17 protein-coding genes are annotated in these 20,842 nt (G+C 42.2%); 6 read left to right on the top strand and 11 right to left on the bottom strand.

Annotation, left to right across the window (positions count from 1 at the left end):
• Nucleotides 1-32: 32 nt before the first annotated feature.
• The gene (locus AC0L4E_RS16445) at nt 33-1,166 is read right to left on the bottom strand and encodes a M20/M25/M40 family metallo-hydrolase (RefSeq protein ID WP_473680241.1); all 1,134 of its coding nucleotides are present in this window, start codon (nt 1,164-1,166) and stop codon (nt 33-35) included.
• 64 nt (nt 1,167-1,230) lie between these two features.
• Nucleotides 1,231-4,152, bottom strand: a complete 2,922-nt coding sequence (gene uvrA, locus AC0L4E_RS16440; protein ID WP_473680239.1) for an excinuclease ABC subunit UvrA — start codon at nt 4,150-4,152, stop codon at nt 1,231-1,233.
• Nucleotides 4,153-4,523: 371 nt separating this feature from the next.
• On the opposite strand from uvrA, the gene AC0L4E_RS16435 reads away from it, so the two are divergent.
• From AC0L4E_RS16435 to rfaD, 4 genes are all read left to right on the top strand, one after another.
• Nucleotides 4,524-5,891, top strand: coding sequence for an MFS transporter (locus AC0L4E_RS16435; RefSeq protein ID WP_473680237.1), 1,368 nt, complete (start codon nt 4,524-4,526; stop codon nt 5,889-5,891).
• 121 nt (nt 5,892-6,012) lie between these two features.
• Entirely contained in the window at nt 6,013-6,759 is a 747-nt protein-coding gene (locus AC0L4E_RS16430) for a single-stranded DNA-binding protein (protein WP_473680235.1), read from the top strand.
• 184 nt (nt 6,760-6,943) lie between these two features.
• Nucleotides 6,944-7,969 carry a glycosyltransferase family 9 protein gene (locus AC0L4E_RS16425; protein ID WP_473680233.1) on the top strand — a complete coding sequence of 342 codons (1,026 nt, stop codon included), beginning with the start codon at nt 6,944-6,946 and terminating at the stop codon, nt 7,967-7,969.
• An 84-nt stretch (nt 7,970-8,053) separates the two neighbouring features.
• On the top strand, nt 8,054-9,007 hold the full coding sequence (rfaD, locus tag AC0L4E_RS16420) for an ADP-glyceromanno-heptose 6-epimerase (protein ID WP_473680231.1): 954 nt from the start codon (nt 8,054-8,056) through the stop codon (nt 9,005-9,007).
• A 122-nt stretch (nt 9,008-9,129) separates the two neighbouring features.
• Here rfaD and AC0L4E_RS16415 read toward each other — a convergent pair whose 3' ends face one another.
• The 7 genes from AC0L4E_RS16415 to AC0L4E_RS16385 form a co-directional block, all read right to left on the bottom strand.
• A complete protein-coding gene (locus AC0L4E_RS16415) occupies nt 9,130-9,531 on the bottom strand; it encodes a CBS domain-containing protein (RefSeq protein ID WP_220754113.1) in 402 nt (133 codons plus the stop codon).
• Nucleotides 9,528-9,878 carry a P-II family nitrogen regulator gene (locus tag AC0L4E_RS16410; protein WP_473680228.1) on the bottom strand — a complete coding sequence of 117 codons (351 nt, stop codon included), beginning with the start codon at nt 9,876-9,878 and terminating at the stop codon, nt 9,528-9,530. The genes AC0L4E_RS16415 and AC0L4E_RS16410 overlap by 4 nt, the downstream gene beginning before the upstream one ends.
• A 22-nt stretch (nt 9,879-9,900) precedes the next feature.
• On the bottom strand, nt 9,901-10,758 hold the full coding sequence (locus AC0L4E_RS16405; protein ID WP_473680226.1) for a DUF1538 domain-containing protein: 858 nt from the start codon (nt 10,756-10,758) through the stop codon (nt 9,901-9,903).
• Between the two features lie 93 nt (nt 10,759-10,851).
• A complete protein-coding gene (locus AC0L4E_RS16400) occupies nt 10,852-11,583 on the bottom strand; it encodes a DUF1538 family protein (protein WP_473680224.1) in 732 nt (243 codons plus the stop codon).
• A gap of 333 nt (nt 11,584-11,916) precedes the next feature.
• A complete protein-coding gene (locus AC0L4E_RS16395; protein WP_473680222.1) occupies nt 11,917-12,432 on the bottom strand; it encodes a DUF6702 family protein in 516 nt (171 codons plus the stop codon).
• Nucleotides 12,432-14,888 (bottom strand): M1 family metallopeptidase, encoded by a 2,457-nt coding sequence (locus tag AC0L4E_RS16390; RefSeq protein ID WP_473680220.1) that lies wholly within the window; start codon nt 14,886-14,888, stop codon nt 12,432-12,434. Before AC0L4E_RS16390 ends, AC0L4E_RS16395 begins: the two co-directional genes overlap by 1 nt.
• Before the next feature lie 419 nt (nt 14,889-15,307).
• The gene (locus AC0L4E_RS16385; protein WP_473681716.1) at nt 15,308-16,093 is read right to left on the bottom strand and encodes a substrate-binding periplasmic protein; all 786 of its coding nucleotides are present in this window, start codon (nt 16,091-16,093) and stop codon (nt 15,308-15,310) included.
• 344 nt (nt 16,094-16,437) lie between these two features.
• Between AC0L4E_RS16385 and AC0L4E_RS16380 the strand changes: the two genes are divergently transcribed.
• Together AC0L4E_RS16380 and AC0L4E_RS16375 are read left to right on the top strand one after the other, a co-directional pair.
• Nucleotides 16,438-17,418, top strand: coding sequence for an NAD(P)H-quinone oxidoreductase (locus AC0L4E_RS16380; protein ID WP_473680218.1), 981 nt, complete (start codon nt 16,438-16,440; stop codon nt 17,416-17,418).
• A 554-nt stretch (nt 17,419-17,972) separates the two neighbouring features.
• On the top strand, nt 17,973-18,407 hold the full coding sequence (locus AC0L4E_RS16375; RefSeq protein WP_473680216.1) for a hypothetical protein: 435 nt from the start codon (nt 17,973-17,975) through the stop codon (nt 18,405-18,407).
• A gap of 178 nt (nt 18,408-18,585) precedes the next feature.
• Here AC0L4E_RS16375 and AC0L4E_RS16370 read toward each other — a convergent pair whose 3' ends face one another.
• A complete protein-coding gene (locus AC0L4E_RS16370) occupies nt 18,586-19,620 on the bottom strand; it encodes an aldose epimerase family protein (protein ID WP_473680214.1) in 1,035 nt (344 codons plus the stop codon).
• A gap of 64 nt (nt 19,621-19,684) precedes the next feature.
• The gene (gene galK, locus AC0L4E_RS16365; RefSeq protein ID WP_473680212.1) at nt 19,685-20,827 is read right to left on the bottom strand and encodes a galactokinase; all 1,143 of its coding nucleotides are present in this window, start codon (nt 20,825-20,827) and stop codon (nt 19,685-19,687) included.
• Nucleotides 20,828-20,842 lie beyond the last annotated feature (15 nt).

Raw genomic sequence — 20,842 nt, 5'->3', positions numbered from 1 at the left:
ATATTTTCAATAACTTTTTAAAATTGGCCTGATTATTGAAAAGCAATTTGTTGCTTATTCACTGAGACTAATTCAAATGCGGTTTCTGTTACTGCCGCTAAAAAGCCAATATCTATTGTATCTATTGTATCGTCGATGGTGTGATATTGTTTATGTGTTGGAACCCCTAAGTACAACCAAGGGATGCCAACTTTGTGGAACGGATAATGGTCCGAAGCACGCAACCAATCTATCTTTACCATGCTGCCGTTTTTCATTCGCGAACGGCTCTCTCGAATACATAATTGATTATAGTCTTGGAGTTGAGTTTTTAGCTGATTAAATTCAGTTAAATTTTTCTCACCTTCTATATATATGGCTTTAGGGCGGGAAGGATTCCCAATCATGTCGAGATTTAACGACATTTCGACTTGCATGTTAGCTGCCGCCGTTAACTGTTCAACTAGGGCGTACGAACCGAACAATCCTGTCTCTTCAGCGTCGGTTGCGACGAGCATCAAGTTTACGTTTTGATTGCCTTGCTTGTGCCAATGCTCTGCTATCGCGAGCATAGCGGCGACGCCAGAAGCATTATCATCAGCGCCAGCAAAGACTTTGTTGCCCTTTTTACCTAAGTGATCGTAATGGGCGGTGATTACACGCCAGCGATCGGTTTCATTTTGAGCCTTGATGGTGGCAATGACATTAATGCCTTGTTTATTGGAAAAATTAAATCGATAAGTGAAGGGCACGTCGAAGTCATATTGCCAAGGAGTGAGATTGAGCTCGCTAAACCGTTGTTTGATATATTCTCGGCTAAGTTCAGCGCCATGAGTTGCAGTTTTCCTACCTTCGTATTTTTTACTGCTTAAAATGCGGATATCATCGAGTAATTGACTTTGATTACTCCAATGATTGACAGGATTGTTACCACAATTTTGCGTAGCGCAGCCAGTTATGGCGAAAGTAAAAAGTAGCGGTAATAATGCAGGTGGTTTTAAAAGGGAGATATTTGCTTTGAGCAAGATTGGTGTACTGCACGCTATTTCAGCTGATGTAAGGCGGATAAACTCAACTTTTTGAGCTAAATAGCGTACAAAAAGTTGAGTCATCACTAATGCTAACATTACCGACAGAGCAAATGTGGCGGCTAGAACTAACACCAGAGCCGCTAATTGAAAATCCATTTCATATCCTCTGGCTAATCATCCCATAAGATTAAGCCGACTTGAGTTAACTAGATTAGCATCTTTATTTATCCGTTTTTGCAGCAACCTTTTTAACTGTTTTCTTGGCTGCCGCTTTTTTCGCCGGTGCTTTTTTAACTTTAGCTTGTGTAACTGCAGGCATTTTATCTAATAATGGTTTCAAGAAATGTGCAGTATGTGATTCGGTATTTTTGGCGACATCTTCCGGTGTGCCACTGACTAAAATCATACCGCCACCAGAACCACCTTCAGGGCCTAAATCGACAATCCAGTCTGCGGTTTTAATCACATCTAAATTGTGTTCAATCACCACAATAGTATTACCCTTGGCTTTCAATCTATGCAATACATCTAATAGCAATTGAATATCGGCAAAGTGCAAACCTGTGGTGGGCTCATCGAGAATATACAGGGTTTTACCGGTATCACGTTTGGATAACTCTTTAGACAGCTTTACTCGCTGAGCTTCACCACCTGACAATGTCGTGGCGCTTTGACCTAGGCAAATATAGGATAAACCAACATCAACTAGGGTTTGTAGTTTGCGCGCGATAGCAGGAATCGGATCAAAGAATACGCGAGCTTCTTCAATGGTCATCTGCAGCACTTCATGAATGTTTTTACCTTTGTATTTCACATCCAAGGTTTCGCGGTTGTAACGCTTCCCTTTACATGAATCACATGGCACATAGACATCGGGTAAGAAATGCATCTCTACTTTAATCAGGCCATCACCCTGACAAGCTTCGCAGCGTCCGCCTTTTACGTTGAATGAGAAACGCCCTGGCAAATAACCGCGGCTTCTCGACTCTTGGGTTGCTGCAAATAGCTCACGAATTGGGGTGAATATGCCGGTATAAGTAGCCGGATTTGAACGTGGTGTTCGGCCAATTGGGCTTTGATCAATATCGACCACCTTGTCACATTGATCCATACCTTTAATGCTTTTATGCGCTGCAGGCTCGTCAATGGTTGCCCCGTTTAACATACGGTGAGCAATTTTATAGAAGGTGTCATTAATCAGAGTCGACTTACCTGAACCTGATACACCGGTGACACAGGTGAACAAACCAATAGGGATAGTTAAATCGACATTTTTTAAGTTGTTGCCTGTAGCGCCGCAAAGTTCAATGACCTTTTTCGGATCCATCGGCGTGCGCTGCTCGCTCACATGAATTTGTTTCTTACCTGAAATGTATTGACCAGTAATTGACTCTTCACACTCAATAATGTCTTTTAAACCACCAGAACAAATCACTTCGCCGCCGTGAACACCAGCACCTGGGCCGATATCAATCACGTGATCCGCCATGCGGATAGCATCTTCATCATGCTCAACCACGATAACCGTGTTACCTAAATCACGCAGGTGGATCAGGGTTTTGAGTAAGCGCTCATTATCACGTTGATGCAGACCAATAGAAGGTTCATCGAGCACGTACATCACACCCACAAGCCCAGCGCCAATTTGGCTTGCTAATCGAATACGCTGAGCTTCACCACCTGAAAGGGTATCTGCTGAGCGGTCTAAACTAAGGTAGTTAAGGCCAACATTGACTAAGAATCCAAGTCTGTCTCCGACTTCTTTTAAAATCTTTTCAGCAATTTGTGCTTTTTGACCTGTGAAATTAATGTCTTTGAAGTAGCCCATGGCTTCGCCAATTGACCACTCAGTTAATTGCGGCAAAGTTAGATCGCCGATAAATACATTACGTGCTTCTTCGCGAAGACGTGAGCCGCCACAACTTTTACACGATTGGGTATTAATGAATTTAGATAGCTCATCGCGCACTGAATTACTTTCAGTTTCGCGGTATCGGCGATCCATATTATTCAAAATCCCTTCAAAGGGATGATTACGGATCACTACATCGCCGCGATCGTTAATGTATTTGAATGCAATGCTTTGCTTACCCGAACCATGAAGGACAATTTTTTGGACTTTGTCTGTGAGTTGCTGAAATGGTGTTTCAACATCAAACTTATAATGCTCGGCTAATGAGCTGAGCATTTGGAAGTAGTAAAAGTTACGTTTATCCCAGCCACGAATCGCGCCGCCTGCTAACGATAATTCACCATTGGTGATCACTCTGTCTGCATCAAAGTACTGTTGTACCCCTAAACCATCACAGGTTTGACAGGCACCTGCTGGGTTATTGAATGAGAAAATACGTGGCTCAAGTTCAGCCATTGAATAGCCACAATGTGGGCAAGCAAAATTAGCCGAGAAAACGGTTTCTTCTGCTTCACCTGCCATATCTGCCACAACAGCAATGCCGCCAGACATCTCTAGCGTGGTTTCAAATGACTCAGCTAAACGCTGCTTTAAATCATCACGCACTTTGAAACGGTCAACTACCACTTCGATGGTGTGCTTAACATGTAAATCAAGCGTTGGTGGGTCGGATAAATCACACACATCACCATCGATCCGAGCACGAACGTAGCCCTGCGCCGCTAAACTTTCGAGTAGCTTAACGTGTTCACCTTTACGGGCTTTAACCACTGGGGCTAATAACATTTGGCGACTGCCTTCTGGCAGTTCCAATACTTTATCGACCATTTGACTGACAGTTTGCGCTGCTAATGCTTGTCCGTGAGTTGGGCAGCGAGGCTCGCCAACTCGGGCAAACAAGAGTCGCAAATAATCATAAATCTCGGTGATGGTACCCACGGTTGAACGTGGGTTATGTGAAGTGGACTTTTGTTCAATTGAAATCGCAGGACTTAAGCCTTCGATATGATCAACATCAGGCTTCTCCATTAAACTTAAAAATTGGCGCGCATAGGCAGATAGTGATTCAACGTAGCGGCGCTGACCTTCGGCATATAAGGTATCAAAGGCTAATGATGATTTTCCTGACCCTGATAAACCTGTGATGACAATCAATTTGTCACGTGGAATCTTTAGGTCAAAGTTTTTTAAGTTGTGGGTTCGTGCACCGCGGATTTCAATGGTATCCATTCTTCACTCTGATGTTGTACTCGATAGCCATGGCTCAAGACGGAGGCGAGTGCTATCGAGTTAAAAATGGGTTTAACGCTATTTTTATCTAAGTACATTTGTTAATGTCTAGATTTTACACTGTATTTATACAGTATTTCATACAGTGTTGTATAGGGTTAAATTTATCCTTGTTTAAGGTGTTTTTTAACCTAAATGGAATAAAAACGAACTGGGACATGAAACACATTATAACCTGTTTGTTTAACTTCATTAGCAAATACGATAAACAGTTGTACCTTGGTTCATTATTCCTTTTGAGCTAAATTAGGACGCTGTGATAATATGCGCAACTCAAAATTTTTTATCGATACAGTATTAAGGGCAATTGAATGGCCAAAAATGGACTATCCGGCATTGAAAAGAAAGTCGCATTTTCGTTAGCTAGCGTGTTTGGCTTACGAATGATGGGCTTATTTATGATCATGCCCGTGTTTGCGCTTTACGGCCAACATTTGGAAGGATTCTCGCCATTATGGGTCGGGATTGCCATTGGTGCTTATGGATTAACTCAAGCCTGTTTACAAATCCCAATGGGCATGTTGTCTGATAAATATGGTCGCAAGCCGATCATTCTAGGCGGCTTAGTCATTTTTGCTATCGGTAGTATTGTCGCTGCAATGTCGGATCATATTTACGGCGTGGTGTTCGGCCGAGCACTGCAAGGTATGGGTGCGATTGCCGCTGCAGTTTTAGCATTGGCAGCTGATTTAACTCGTGACGAGCAGCGCACCAAAGTGATGGCGATTATTGGAATGTGTATCGGTTTCTCTTTCGCGTTATCGCTACTTGCTGGGCCCATCGTTGCTCAGTATGCAGGTCTTGAAGGACTGTTTTTCTTAACCGCAATACTTGCTGTGCTTGGCATGGTCATTGTGCAAGTTTTAGTGCCAAACCCAGTTTCTCAAGCGCCTAAAGGCGATACCGTTGCAACGCCTACCAAGCTAAAACGCATGTTAATGGATCCGCAGCTGTTCCGCTTAGATGCGGGTATCTTTATTCTTCATTTAGTATTAACTGCTGTGTTTGTTGCATTGCCACTAGATTTAGTCGACGCGGGTCTAGTGAAAGAGAAACACTGGATGTTGTATTTCCCCGCTTTTGTGGGCGCGTTCTTTTTAATGGTGCCTTTGATCATCATCGGGGTTAAGCGCAACAATACCAAAACTATGTTCCAAATATCGCTAATGATTATGATGCTAGCGTTAGCCGCCATGGGATTCTACGCCGATAATTTATGGGTACTGAGTGGTGCCGTTGTATTGTTTTTTACAGGTTTTAATTATTTAGAAGCCTCGCTACCTAGCCTTATAGCCAAATTCTGTCCTATGGGTGATAAAGGTTCTGCCATGGGCGTCTATTCTACAAGCCAGTTCTTAGGTGCATTTTGTGGTGGTATGTTAGGCGGTGGTGCCTATCAATTAGTTGGCGCTTCAGGGGTATTTTTTGTGGCATTAGCGCTGATGTTTGTTTGGCTGTTATTAACCATCGGTATGGAAAAACCTGTACTGCTAAAAAGCTATACACTTGAAGCAGAAGCGAAAGATAGAAATCATGCTCAAGATATGGCGACCCAGCTATCACAGCTTGCAGGCGTAGCTGAAGCGATTGTGGTGATAGAAGAGAAAGCAGCTTATTTAAAAGTAGATGATCAATTCGATTTAAGAGAAGCCCGAGCTGTGTTAGGCTCTGTCAGCTAAGAATTAATTTGGTCTTTTTTGTGGGGTAGCTGATGTTTCAGTAACCATAAAATGGCATAATTGATTCAACAAAATTTGAACGTAATTAAATTTAGAACATGGTAAATCGCAGGAGATTTCAATGGCCAGTCGTGGTGTGAATAAAGTAATTTTGGTCGGTAACCTAGGAAAGGACCCAGAGGTTCGTTACATGCCAAATGGTAACGCCGTCGCTAACTTTACTGTGGCAACGAGTGAGTCTTGGAAAGACCAACAAGGTCAGCAGCAAGAACGTACTGAATGGCATAACATTGTTATGTACCGTCGTTTAGCTGAAGTAGCTGGTGAATACCTGAAAAAAGGTTCTAAAGTTTACTTAGAAGGTAAATTGCAAACCAGCAAGTGGCAAGATCAGACTACTGGTCAAGATCGCTACAAGACTGAAATCAATGCGATGGAAATGCAAATGCTTGATAGCCGTGGTCAAGGCGGTCAACAAGGCGGCATGAACCAAGGTCAAAACTTTGGTGGTAATGCTCCGCAGCAAAGTGCTCCTCAGCAGGGCGGTGGTTACGGCCAACAGCAACAGTCTCAAGGCGGTTACCAACAACCAGCTCAACAGCAAGCGGCTCAAAAACCTGCTTACACGCCTAAGCCACAAGCGCCAGCTCAACAGCAGCAAAGTGGTGGTTACGGTCAGCAGCAGTCTGCACCAGCACAGCGCCCTGCGCCAGCTCAACAGCAGCAAGGTGGATTCCAACAACCTGCACAACAGCAAGGTGGTTTCCAGCAGCAGTCAGCTCCTGCACAGCGTCCAGCACCAACACCTCAGCCACAAAATACTACACCTGATTTAGGTGGAGACTGGGATGACGATATCCCGTTTTAATTCACAGTGAGAATCATCACTTAAGTTATAATTAATCCCTGTTATGCAGGGATTTTTTTATTTTAAGCCGACAAGTTTTGCTGCGCTAACGTGTTTACTACTCTTACTTGGTATAAAATGACTCAATGCAACCCATGTTGTGCAGTCGCTAAGTTATAGAAAAGTGTATTAAAGGCCCAAATTAATGAAAAAAATCCTGTATGTTCGACATGATAAAATTGGTGACTTCACCACGAAGTGGCCGGCACTTAGCATGTTAAAACAGGCAATACCTAGTGTGAAAATTGACGTATTTGTCGCCCCAGTAGTCAAGAGCTTTGCAGAGGCATGTCCGCATGTGGATAACGTTTTAATCGATACAGGTGATGATGACGCTATTGCCCAGCTGATAAAAGAACAAGGCTATGATGCTGCTATTGTTTCCTTGTCACAGTACCGTGTTTATAAGCTATTAAAACCAGCCAATATTCCTTATAAGTTAGTACCTACGCTGAATTGGTATCAATATCTTTATAAACACAGAACCAACGCCCAATACCAAAAAGGTATTTCAGTATGGCGAAGAGCTTGCAATGTCGTTGAGTACTTTCTCAAACAGCACAATTACGATATCCCTGAAGTGAAACGACCTTTTTGGGATATGAGCAGTAAAAAAGCGCATTGGCAGGATTATTATAATAAGCAAGGTGATGAAAAGCTGATTTTCGCTCATCCTGGGACTGGCGGTTCTTCAGGCGGTGTGCCAGTTGAGTCTTTTTCTAATTTGCTGATTGATATCAATGACCGCACTAAATTAGATTGCCGCTTTGTGATCACATACAGCGGTGAAGAAGAAGTGTTGGCACAAGAGATGGTCGAACTTTTATCGAAAAAAGGCATCAAAGTTGAAAAAGCCAAACCATTGCCTAGCTTGAGTGAATTTGCCGAATCCTTAGTTGCTGCTGATATGTTTATTGCAGGTTCTACTGGACCATTACATTTGGCTGGCCTTCATAATGTGCCAACTGTTGGCTTTTATGCGGGGAGACGCTCGGCGCCGCATATTCGCTGGCAATCACTATCCGCTGATGACCGCCGTTTAGCTTATACGCCGCCAGTTGGAAAAAGAACTGGCCGCAATATGGCGTTAATTGATTTTGAAAAAGTTGCGACGGAATCGGCGCAGTTTTTAGATACATTTTATTCAAAGGATAATCAGTCAGCGAGTTAGTGCTGATTAACCGATTAAATTGAGTTTATGCGTGATGTTATATGAACGACTTATGCATTTCGCCATTACACAGGAATTAATTTTATGATCGTTGTTACAGGTGCCGCAGGGTTTATCGGTAGTAATTTAGTCAAAGCGCTAAACGAGTTAGGTCGTACAGATATCATCGCGGTTGATGATTTAACTGATGGCACTCAAATGTTTAATTTAGCAGATTGCGAAATTGCTGATTACCTAGATAAAGATGCCTTTTTAACCAGCATTAAAGCGGGTGAGTTTGATGGGAAATTAGAAGTGATTTTCCATCAGGGAGCTTGTTCATCAACCACAGAGTGGGATGGCAAATTTATGATGCAAAACAACTACGAATACTCAAAAGTATTACTGCATTATAGCCAAGCAAATGATGTGCAATTTATCTATGCGTCTTCAGCGTCAGTATATGGTGGCAGTGACACCTTTGTTGAAAAGCGTGAAGTTGAAAAACCGCTAAACGTTTATGCTTATTCTAAGTTCTTATTTGACCAATATGTGCGTCAGCAAGACACCAATGCTCAGGTAGCAGGCCTACGTTACTTCAATGTTTACGGCCCAAGAGAGCAACATAAAGGCGGCATGGCTAGTGTGGCTTTCCACTTTAATAATCAAATTAAAGCCAATGGCGTATGTCGTTTATTCGCGGGTGTTGATGGCTATGAAGATGGTCAACAATTACGTGACTTCGTGTTTGTTGAAGATGTCGTAAAAGTGAATATTTGGCTATGGCAAAACAAGTCAGTATCAGGTGTATTTAACTGTGGTACGGGTGAAGCCCAAAGCTTTAATGATGTGGCTAATGCAGTGGTTAAGTATCATGGCAAAGGTGAGATTGAATACATTCCTTTCCCTGACAAGCTAAAAGGTGCTTACCAAAGCTACACGCAAGCAGATTTAACCTTACTGCGTTCAATAGGTTGCGATCATGTATTTAAAACCGTTGAGCAAGCGGTACCTGAATATTTAGATTGGCTTAAAGACCAGCATTTCATCGGTCAGTAATGACAGGTTAAATACTTAACCGTTGATAAATTAAAGCCTTGATTGCAAATGCATCAAGGCTTTTTTATTGGCGCTTTGGCTGACAGGTCTTGCTTATCGCTTGCAGTGATAGCCAAACTAATTTACTGGCTTACCATGCCTTTTATCACGATATCATCGTAGGTCACAAAACCAATGATGTTGCTATTTTCGACCACAGGGGCTTTATTGATTTGGAATTGATCGAATAACCTCGCCGTATAACGGATGTCCATATCAGCACTCACTGACATCACCGGTTTTATCATAATTTCATACACATTCACTCGTTCAGGTGATTTGTTGGTTGCCAGTACTTTTCTGGCGATATCACTGAGTAATAACATGCCGTATTCATCATGATCATGACGCTTATTGACCACTAGAATAGATACGTCTTTTTCAACGGCTATCGCAATGGCTTCGCTGATCGTTAACATGCCGTCAATCATGGCATATTGATTCATTAAAACATCACGGTTTTTAATGGGCGTCGACGGCTTCATATTTGATCCTTAATCTCATTGGTGAGCTTTTCAACTTGGTGGGCAACACCAACGGCATCTTCAACATCAATTTGAATGGCAATACCCTGACCTGGGTTGGTATTAAAACCGCCCACTTGGCAAATGGTTTCTAAAATATGGCGGCTCATATGTTCTTCTACCAGCCATAAAATCACATCTCTTTGTACATCTAACCCTAAGCCCATGAAGGTTTTCTTTTTCTTTAGCCCTTCGCCTCTGGCGTGGTTAATAACGGTTGCGCCAGTCGCACCTGCTTCTCTGGCAGCATCCAGTATTGTGTCTGTGGTTACATCATCTACAAACGCGATAATTAGCTTAAATCGCATGGTTTACTCCTTAACGGATCGATTAGTTTCTATTTTTTGAGATAGATTCAAGGTTTGATACTGGGTTTTGTTCATTAATCATTGATGGCTCAATTGCCGCTTCTTCCTCGCTAACTTGATCGCTTCGTTTCTCTAACCACGCCACTATTTGGGCGTAAGTCATTACAGCGATAATTGGGAATAAACTGGCAAAGGCAATCAGGCCAAAGCCATCTATTAATGGGTTTCGTCCTTCCACATTGGAAGCTAAGCCAAGGCCTAAAGCGGCAACTAACGGCACGGTAACTGTTGATGTGGTTACCCCGCCAGAATCATAGGCAAGTGGGATAATTGATTTAGGTGCAAAGAAGGTTTGGATCACTACCACTACATAACCTGCCATGATGTAATAATGAATTGGGTCACCGACCACAATTCGAAAGCAGCCTAGTGAGATACCAAATGCGACACCAATGGCCACCGAAATTCGCAGGCCTTGTGTGCTAATAGTGCCACCTGACACTTCGTTAGCTTTGATTGCTACTGCAATTAAGGAAGGTTCAGCAATGGTGGTACTAAAACCAATGGCTGCAGCAAATACATAAACCCATAAATAGTCATGCCACAGGTAAGGACCTGCAGAACCATCAGGATGCAAAATACTGGGTGAGGTCAGCTGGTTAGCGAGGTTTTCACCAATAGGAAACAGCGCTAACTCTAGACCGACTAAGAAAAAACTTAAGCCTAAAATCACGTATACAAAACCTAGCACTACCGTTTTCCAGTTAGCGATAGGGCGTTTTAGTACGCCTAATTGAAAACCAAATAAGATGGTCGCAATAGGGATAACATCACGCATAGTGAGCAACAAAGTGTCGAATAACTGACTAAGCCAGACCATTGATTTCCCCCATTGAGATAAATGTAGAATGAGTGAAAAAATCTTGATGATTCATATCTATTCCAGTCATATTCAAATCTATTTCAGTCATATTCATAGCAGCATGCCGTAGAGTAAGACGAAAATGACCGGAGTCAGACTGGCAAAGGCAATGAGCCCAAAGCCATCAAGCATAGGGTTTCGGCCTTTAATGACGGTAGCTAAACCTACACCCAGTGCTGTCACTAAAGGAACGGTAATGGTTGAGGTGGTAACACCACCAGAATCATAGGCGATACCGATAATGTTCTCAGGGGCAAAGCTTGTTAATACCATCACAATCACATAGCCGCCAATGATCAAATAATGAATTGGCCAACCTTTAACGATGCGGATAACCCCGAGCAATATGGCCAGCCCTACAGACACTGCAACAGTTAGTCGTAGTCCCATGGCATAACTGTCCATGGCTTGCTCCGTTGCCGCGATAGCACCACCTTCGGCAGCCACTTCAGCGGCTTCGGCTGCGACCGCAGTTAAAGCAGGCTCGGCTAATGTGGTGCCAAAGCCTAAAGCAAACGAGAAAACCACTAACCAGAAGGTACTACCTTTACGGGCTAGTGCATGAGCCAATGATTCGCCAATAGGGAAAAGGCCCATCTCTAAGCCGAATACAAAAAAGGTCAACCCTAAGACAATAAAAACGACGCCGACAAGAATAGAAAACAGGTTAGCAGGGGCCTGTTGGAGGATAAAAATCTCAAAGAAACTGACCACCAAGATGATGGGTACTAAATCTCGAAAACTGCCGAGCATTGATTGTAGCAACTTGACTAATCCGCTCATTCCACCTCCTGTGAACATGAATAATGACAATGACTTAGATAAATAAAGCTCTTATCCAAGCATAGGCATCATCAAGGTTGGTTTCTGTTTGTTACACTATTCAGTGTGCCAACCTGACAACGTAAAACAACAAAAATTTAACAGAAGTTGCATGGTTTTTGAGCTAGATCAAATTGTGAAAGTAAATGTGCGCTAGGTAAGAGGAGGCATTTAATTGTTAAAGCAAAAAAGAGACCCAAAGGTCTCTTTTTTTATTTTGAATAACGTCATTAACAGCGCTTTAGCTGAGTTCTATTAACAAACAACTTGGTGGTAGCTCACTAAAAATAGTGCTTACTCACCGAGCGTTAAATGTTGCCAAGCATCACCTGCACTAAGCCTTAATGACTTGACCTGTTTTTCGCGCTCAACATTAATGTAGTTAAGCTGACTTGGCCACAGGTCTTGCAAGCTTTCCATTTTGATGTAAAAACTGCTCATGGTTTGATGATTAATTTGTGTCTCCTGATACACCCATAAATACTTACCTTCTACCTCAGTGCCAACAAAGTTAAGCTCAATCACTTGTTGGTTATCATCAGCGATATGGAATTTATCCTGCACATAATAGGCAAAAGCTTCACGGCTCACCGGCTCTTTTAGTAAATCTGCATGGCTATCGAAAAGACGTTTAGCTGCATGCTCAGCATCGTGTAAGTAAAATCGGTGTTGCACTTCTAAGTTACCAGTGCGCTCATTAAACAGCACATTGCTATAACTTTCTTTTTGCTGATGTGCCCAACTATTATCACTCATGCATACGGCGGCAATAACTAACAAAAAAGTAATTACTATGGATAGTCGCGACATTATTTTTTATATTCCTTAGCTTCAGGTTCTTTCACTTCAGTGTTGATGTCATGCATGACATCACGGCGATGTTTACCTTTACGTTTTTCGCTCTTATAAGCTTCAATACGTGATGGAATGATACGACGTGGGTAATGGTTATTTTCGATATCTACGTCAGCAGTTTCCCAGCTTGGATCGATTTCAACAGATACCAGCTGCTGTGACTTTTCAGTGACAATCAATTTACTCACGGCCTTTGGCGAACGGCGCCAGATTTCAGCAGGTAACGTCAGCTTTTCAGTCGTGCCATCAGCAAAAGTCATTTCCAGTAATATTGGCATCACTAGGCCGCCAATATTTGAGAAGTTCATAACATAATAGTTCTTGTCTTCTTCTAATGCTCTGGCTAACGCTTTACGTTCCCATGGCTTAAGTTTGGCTAGGGTTGAGTGGTATTTATTACGCTCTTTATTGGTGACCGTAAAGCGATCGTTTTCATCATGAAAATCGGCTAGATCACCATTTAAATCAACCCAAGGTTTCATGCCAGCTTGTTGATTTTTCTCAACGAATAAGGAAGTTGGCTTATCGGCTTCTTCTTGGCGTAAGCGCTCAAAGTCGATGTCAGGATCTTTGGTGTCTAAACGGAGTTGGTACACTTTATCTATGCTGATATCAACATGATCTGTGGTGTAAAACCAGCCACGGAAGAACCAATCTAAATCCACGCCTGAGGCTTCTTCCATGGTGCGGAAAAAGTCATAAGGCGTCGGGCGTTTGTTTTCCCAGCGACGAGAATACTCTTGAAAAGCAAAGTCGAATAGCTCACGACCTAATACAACTTCCCGTAGAATATTAAGTGCTGCGGCAGGTTTAGTGTAGGCGTTAGGGCCGTACTTCAGAATGCTATCTGATTGGGTCATGATAGGGACTTGTACGTTAGACTTCATGTACTCGATGATGTCACTTGGTTCACGTCCCCAAGCTAAATCAGGATCCCATTCTTTACTGGCAACCCCGTCTAAAAAGCTGTTAAGACCTTCATCCATCCACGCCCACTGACGTTCATCCGAGTTCACAATCATTGGGAAGTAGTTATGACCCACTTCGTGAATGACCACTCCAATTAAGAATTGTTTCTCAGATAATGTATAACTACGTGTGCCGTCTTCATGCAAAATGGTACGTGGGCCATTAAAGCTTATCATGGGGTATTCCATGCCACCCACAGGGCCATTTACACTGATGGCTGATGGATATGGATAGTCAAAGGTAAAGCGTGAATAGACTTCCATGGTATGGATAACAGATTCAGTGGAGTATTTTTCCCATAGTTCGCCACCTTCTTTGGGATAAAAAGACATTGCCATGACTTCTGGCATAGTGTCGCCACCTTGCTGATAACCTTTAGCATCCCAAATAAATTTGCGCGATGAAGCCCAAGCAAAGTCACGTACATTTTCGGCTTTAAAATGCCAGGTTTTTTGGCCTGACTTTGTGCTTGATTCGTTAGTTAATGCCTCGTCAGCCGAGACAATGAATACTGGACGTTTGGCGTCTTTTGCGTCTTCTAAGCGGTTACGCTGAGTTTTAGTTAACACCTTTTTAGGATTTTGCAGTACACCTGTCGCAGCCACAATATGGTCTGTCGGTACGGTCATTTTTACATCGTAATTACCAAATTCTAAGGTAAATTCACCGCGACCTAAAAACTCCTTATTATGCCAAGCTTCATAATCTGAATAGGAAGATACTCGAGGGAACCACTGGGCTAGCAGGAAGATATCGTTGCCGCCTTTACGTTTATCATCAGGAAAATGCTCATAACCTGACCGTGCGCCTACAGCGTCTTCTTCTAAAATATTAAAAGCGAAATCAATGTTCACTTTAGTGCTTTGATTTGGCTTTAGTGGCTTAGGTAAGTCCACACGCATTTGCGCACCATTAATAACGTATTTAAGTGCTTTACCCTTAGCATCAGTGATATTTGAAAGCTGGTAGCCTAACTCTACATCTTGCATAAATTGCTGACGACGTAGGGTGGATAAATTGATTTTAGCAGGGGCTTTGTCTTGGGCTTTTGCTGAGGCGCTGGCGTTATTGCCAAGTCCTGAAAAGGTACTGCTGCGCTCGGCAATTGAATCTGGACTAAAACGGTTTTGTTCTAGCTGCAGCCACAAGTATTTGAGGGTATACGGTGAATTATTGTGATAAGTAATCGTTTGGCTAGCATCAAGTCGACGCTTAGTTTCATCCAATTTGACGTTAATCTTGTAATCGACTTGCTGTTGCCAGTAATCCTTGCCGGGCTCACCAGCCGCGTTACGATAATCATTGGGCGTCGGATGGCTTTCTTCTAGCTGACGAAACTTATCTTCGAAGTCACCTTTAGTCTGCTCAATTGGTGATGCATTTACCCAAGGTAAACAAAATAGGCTGAATACTAGCGTGATAGCCTGAGGATAAAATTTCATGCTTGCTCCAAAGTGGTCACTTGATTTACACCATGAGTGCCACATGTTTTTATATTTTTATTAAAGCGATGGGCAAATAGCTGTGTACGATGGGGTTAATCGCAACGTTTAACTTTAACGAAAGACTATTATGCTTAGTTATTTATGTGTAGTGAATTAGAGGCTTTAGGCCGAAATGGGATTGTACACCTAGGGATAACAAATGTGTCAAAAGTACACATTTTGTAACTTATTTTGATGGGGTAGGTTAAATCTGTAGTTAATATCAGCGAAAGCTAAATTTAACAGCTAGATTTTCTGAGGGCTACTATAATTAAATTGATAATAAACATTGGTTTATATTTGATTGTTGAGGCTGGTAAGCTTATTCGACTATTTGTGCTTGAGTGTTACTTCTGCACTAAAAATCCATCATGTTGTCATAATGGTGTGTCGTCGGTTTGTTCTATGTTGTATTTATCTAAAATCTGTTGAAATTCGCCGGTCTGCTTTAGCTTTTGTAAGCCGTTAGCGAACATTTTTGCCGCTTGGGTCTTTGTTTGGCTAAAGCCAACGTATAAAGGCAGTGGTTTACCAAAGCTACCCGCATATTTAATTTGGTCATCAATTTCTAACTTTTTAGCCGTGTCTTCAATAACAATCTTATTGCCTATCATGACATGAAAACGACCTTTAATAAGACGTTTCAGGTTCATCAATAGCGGTTGGTTGCCAGTAGCAGAATAGAAGCGGTTTGAATGAGCAATTTTTTCATTTAATTGCTCACCATAGTCATAGCCTCGAATTATTCCCACTTGAACCGTGTCTAAATCTTCAAGTTGATTAAATTTCCAAGCAAAACCTGGGGTTGTGTAAAAATCTTTGCTGGCGTAACCAATAATAATGTCATCGGTGAATAGGTCATATTGCGAAACATGCTCTGGAGTAATCGCTAATATTGCATCAATATTATGTTGTTGAACCTCTTTCAATGCACGATTAAAAGGGACTGAGATAAAGTGAACAGGTTGATCCATTTCGGCAAACGCGCGTTGGGTCAACTCAGTGACATAGCCAGTTTGACCTTCGCAGACATAAGGACACCAAATGTCCGAAGCGATGAGTAAAGGCTTGGCAGAAATAGAAGTCGATAATAGGGTGCTAAGGCACAACAATAATGCAGTGCGATAGGATAGAACTTTGGCTAATGCTGTTTTTAGTGTCATTTTCACAATGATATTAATTCCAGTTAGTCTTAGTCGTTTGGTAAAAGCGCTAATCAAGGCGTTAATTTCTGGCCATGCTTTAAATGCGCTATTAAAAGTATTCGTTGGTAAAGACTTTGATTAAGATAAAGTCGGTAACGTTAATCGTAATGATACATATAGTACCTTATATCGACACCCTATAAGATAAAGTTTAATAACTATTACCTTTATATGCCAAATCGATACAAATTGTCGGCTAGTTTAATGGGTTTGTATCCTAGTTAATCATTACTTTGATGGTGTGTATTGTGTAATTGCTTACCGAGCTCAAGAGTAAATAACACCTCCAAAAGGATTTTTATATGAAACACGTGACATTCGAAACAACAGGAAGTCCCGAGGTGATGTCTTTTAGTCATAGCGAACTTGGGCCATTGATCCAAGGTCAGGTGTTGATAAAGGTGCATGCTGCTGGGGTAAATGGCCCAGATCTTAAACAGCGAGAAGGGGCTTACCCAGCACCTAAGGGCGCAAGTAGAATCCTAGGCTTAGAGGTCGCAGGTGAAGTCATCGCGGTGGCTGATGGAGTAACTGAATGGCGCATTGGCGATAAGGTGTGTGCGTTAGTGCCGGGTGGCGGTTATGCCGAACAAGTTGTGACAGATGCGAGTCATTGCTTGCCAATCCCCAATGGTTACAGTTTTGAACAAGCGGCAGCTTTACCTGAGACCTGTTTTACCGTTTGGGGCAATATGGTGGTGAGAGCTGAACTAGTTGCCGGTGAAAGCGTGCTTATTCATGGTGGCTCTGGTGGTATTGGCACAACAGCGATTCAAATGGCCAGTGCACTAGGCGCAAAAGTGTTTGTGACTTCAGGCTCCGATGAAAAATGTCAGTATTGCCTTGAGCAAGGAGCAACTCTTGCCGTTAATTATCATCAACACGATTTTGTAGAGCCAATACTTGATGCTACAGAAGGTAAAGGAGTCAATGTCGTTTTTGATATAGCTGGTGGCGATTTCGTTAACCGTAATCTTAAAGTCGTCGCAATGGATGGCCGCATGGTGTCGGTCGCGATGCAGCGCGGGATGAAAGCCGAGGTGGATATATTTAGATTAATGGCCAAGCGTATTCGCTGGACGGGTTCAACATTAAGGCCACAAAGTATTGAAGCCAAAGCGGAAATCGCCAAAGGGCTGAAACAACATATATGGCCTTTATTGAATAGCGGCAAAATGAATATTAAAGTCGATAAGGTTTTTGATTTTGATGATGTAATTGCTGCTCATCAATATATGGAATCAGGACAGCACCAAGGTAAAATCGTATTAAAACTAATTTAGGGCTAATGCAGCCTTAGTGCTAGTGCTTAGTTCTATTCTGGTTCTAGCGGGTTAGCCCTAATCCGCTAAGCTATTCTCAGATGCTCTATTTACTCAGTTATCAAGTGCTCTAATTAGTTAGCAGTTCAAACTGCGCTGTTAACTCATCATCAAGTAGCCTATTCATTTGGACATCATTTAATCCAATATAATGATTTTTCATGATTATCTTTTCTGTACTCTTTACTCTTCAATCAATTGACGATTTATGAAACAGTATTTTTTGAATTATTGACTTGAAGGCTGAAGTTTTTCAACTAAATTTGAATTTGAAATGTCTGGTTGTTTTTTAAACGATAGAGTTTTTAATCGCGAGATTGATAAGCTCGATTTTAAAAAGGTATATCGAGTTCAAAATATCAAAAAGTTCATAAAACAATGATTGATTTTTTGAGAACTTTTTGATTAATTATCCCCATTAATCATGCGCGAGCAGTATGGTTTATATATTAAACGGTGTGCTTAAAAATAGCGCATTATCAAAGGTATGTGTTGATTTAAGGGCGTTAGCATATATGTATAACACAGCAAAAAAACAAGTTTGGTTTGGTGAGCTTCGCACATCGAGAGGCACTTCTATCGTTATTCATGATAATGAGCTGCCAGAGGCATCACCTGGACGAATATATTTATTCAATGTAAATAGAAACACCATTGGTGAATACGTTGAAGATATCGTTAAAGTTAACCTTCACGAACTTGATTCTGCACAACTAGAAACGGCAAAAGCTGAGCATGATGTTGCATGGCTTGCTGCAAGAGCTGAGTTTATGGCAAAGCATGAAGCGCATATTGAGCTGTCTTCAGTGCCGGACTCAGCGCCAGTGACAAAGAGTAAAGCACCAGTGGTGGCTGATGAACCCATGGATGATGTCCTGGACGCAGATGACGATATGGAATTTGAAGATACTGGCTTTGAAGCGAGTATGAATGACGATAATGACGACTAAGATCATTATTGAGAATCAACAATGAGTGACTTGCCGATAAGGCAGTAACAAAATGGCGCTAACCTATTCGGTAGCGCCATTTTTATTGAAAATAGACCTTGTTTATAAGCCTATATTTATAAGCTTATGTTTATAAGCTTATGTTTATAAGCCTATCAATTCTAAAGCTTCGCTAATTCTATAACGTGCCAAACTCATAGCGACTAGCGTGACGATATGTCCCGCCTGCAGGTATCCAAGCGTCGCCCAGTAAAGCTGGCTGATTAGGCGAGTCCGGTAGCATTTGTGGTTCAATACACACTGCTTGATGTGATTGATATACCTCGCCATTAAAACCTACAGCACCTTCAAGAAAGTTAGCGCCGTAAACTTGTACGCCAGGTTGGTTGGTATAAATGGTCATGGTACGACCGCTTAACGGGCTTGAAATACAACCAAATCGCACGAGTTTGTCAGGGGTATTTTGCAATACATAGCAATGATCAAAACCATTAGTCGCGGTTAATGCGCCGCGCTCAGTTTGCACAGCAAATGAGGTTGATTGGGATAAATCTAAATCACTGTCTGTCACTGAATTAATGGCAACAGGTACGCCGACATCATTCATTGGTAAATACTGCTGCGCATCGACTTGGATCTGATGCTGAGTATTGGTTTTGCTGCTTGGGCCTTCTAAATTGAAGTAGCTATGCTGGGTTAAGCTAATCGGACAGGCTTTATCCACTGTGGCTTCTATATCAATCAGTAAGTTATTCCCCTCTAATCGATAATCAAGCTGCACTGTACAGTTTCCCGGAAAGCCCATTTCACCGTCAGGGCTAGTCACCGTTAATCGCACCCCATCTTCAAGTGGCTGCATTTGCCACTGCTTTAAATGAAAGCCATCAGCACCGCCGTGTAAGCAGTTAGTCGCTTGGTTTACATCTAATTGGTATTCAGTGCCTTGATAACTCATTTTACCGTTGGCGATACGGTTAGAATATCGACCTGCAATAGCGCCTAAATAAGCCTGCTGGCCGAGGTAGTCTGCAACGCTATCACAGCCTAAAACGATATTTTGATGCTCACCGTGTTTATCTGCGGTGGATAATTCGCGGATAATGCCGCCAAGACTTAATACTTCAACAGCCACTTTGCCGTTATCTAATCGAATCCGTTCAATTTGACCACCGCGTGGATCTGGCCATGGCTTAAGGGCTGTGATTTGAATCATTAAAGTCTCTTCCTGATGAGATAAGTTAATTCTATTGAGTATTAAAAGCCGGAACTCTCAAAGCTCAGTCTATTCTTCCTGCGCCGTTACTGGCTGAGCATAAGTAAATAATCGCTTCAATTGCCGTTGCTTTAAGGTATTTATCCTCAATGGCATTAACCACGGCATCGGTTAGTTCATGATCGATCAATGCCACCACACAGCCATCACTCATACGTACGCCGCCACGGGTACCAATGACCTGATTGATAATGCTGACTAAGGTATCGATTTCTGGGGTCGAAATATCAAAATCAGTTCTCATCGACTCGTGAGATTGCGCCATTAATTGGCTAAAACGAGCCATGTCGTTCTGGCCGAGTGCTCTTGCTGCATTCACTGTGCGTTGGTTTTCACTTAACACATGTCTTGCGCGCGCAAATAGTTCGTCACCTAATGAATCTTTCTCGCGGTTGAGTTGCACTAGGCTAACTTCACGTAAAGATTCGACTGCCAATAAGTCATTAATTTCAGCACATTGCTGCTTACGTTTATCAAAACGTTCAATCAGGCTTTGGCGATCAATATTAGGATCTACGATTAATAAACTGAGATTTTCAGGGATCGAAACAGGCTCACTATCGAGCTCTAAACAGTCAATCAATAAAGCGTGATCGGCTTCGGCCAAGGCGCTAATGATTTGATCCATTATCCCAGATTCAGTTTTGACGAAACGATGTTCGCCGCGTTGGGCAATTTGAGCAATTGCCAGTGGAGACAAGTGCAGTTGACTGGCATAGCTGATAGCGGTGCCAAATGCGACTTCTAATGCAGCAGAAGATGACATGCCAGCGCCTAAGGGCACATTGCCAACAATAGCGAGATCAAGGCCTTTAGCTTTAAGACCTGATTGAAACATTGACGCGGTAAATCCTTTTAAATACTTGCCCCAGCTGCTTTGATCTTGGGTTGATCCTTCTTCACCAAACTTCCACTGTTCAATTTGACCTGGAAAAGCATCAGTAACAGCTCTGAAAGTATTATCGCTACGTTCCTTAACCGCGATAACAGTGTGAAAATTGATTGCAGCGGGTAAAACGAATCCTTCGTTATAATCCGTGTGTTCGCCAATAATATTGACGCGACCTGGTGCTTGATACAGGTCGTCAGCCGTAGTGCCAAATGTTTGCACGAACAACTTCATGGCTTTTTGAGCAGGATTAGACATACAGTTACAGTTCCA

Source organism: Shewanella sp. GJ50-10 (assembly GCF_055808815.1).
This window is presented reverse-complemented; position numbering and strand designations above follow the sequence as displayed.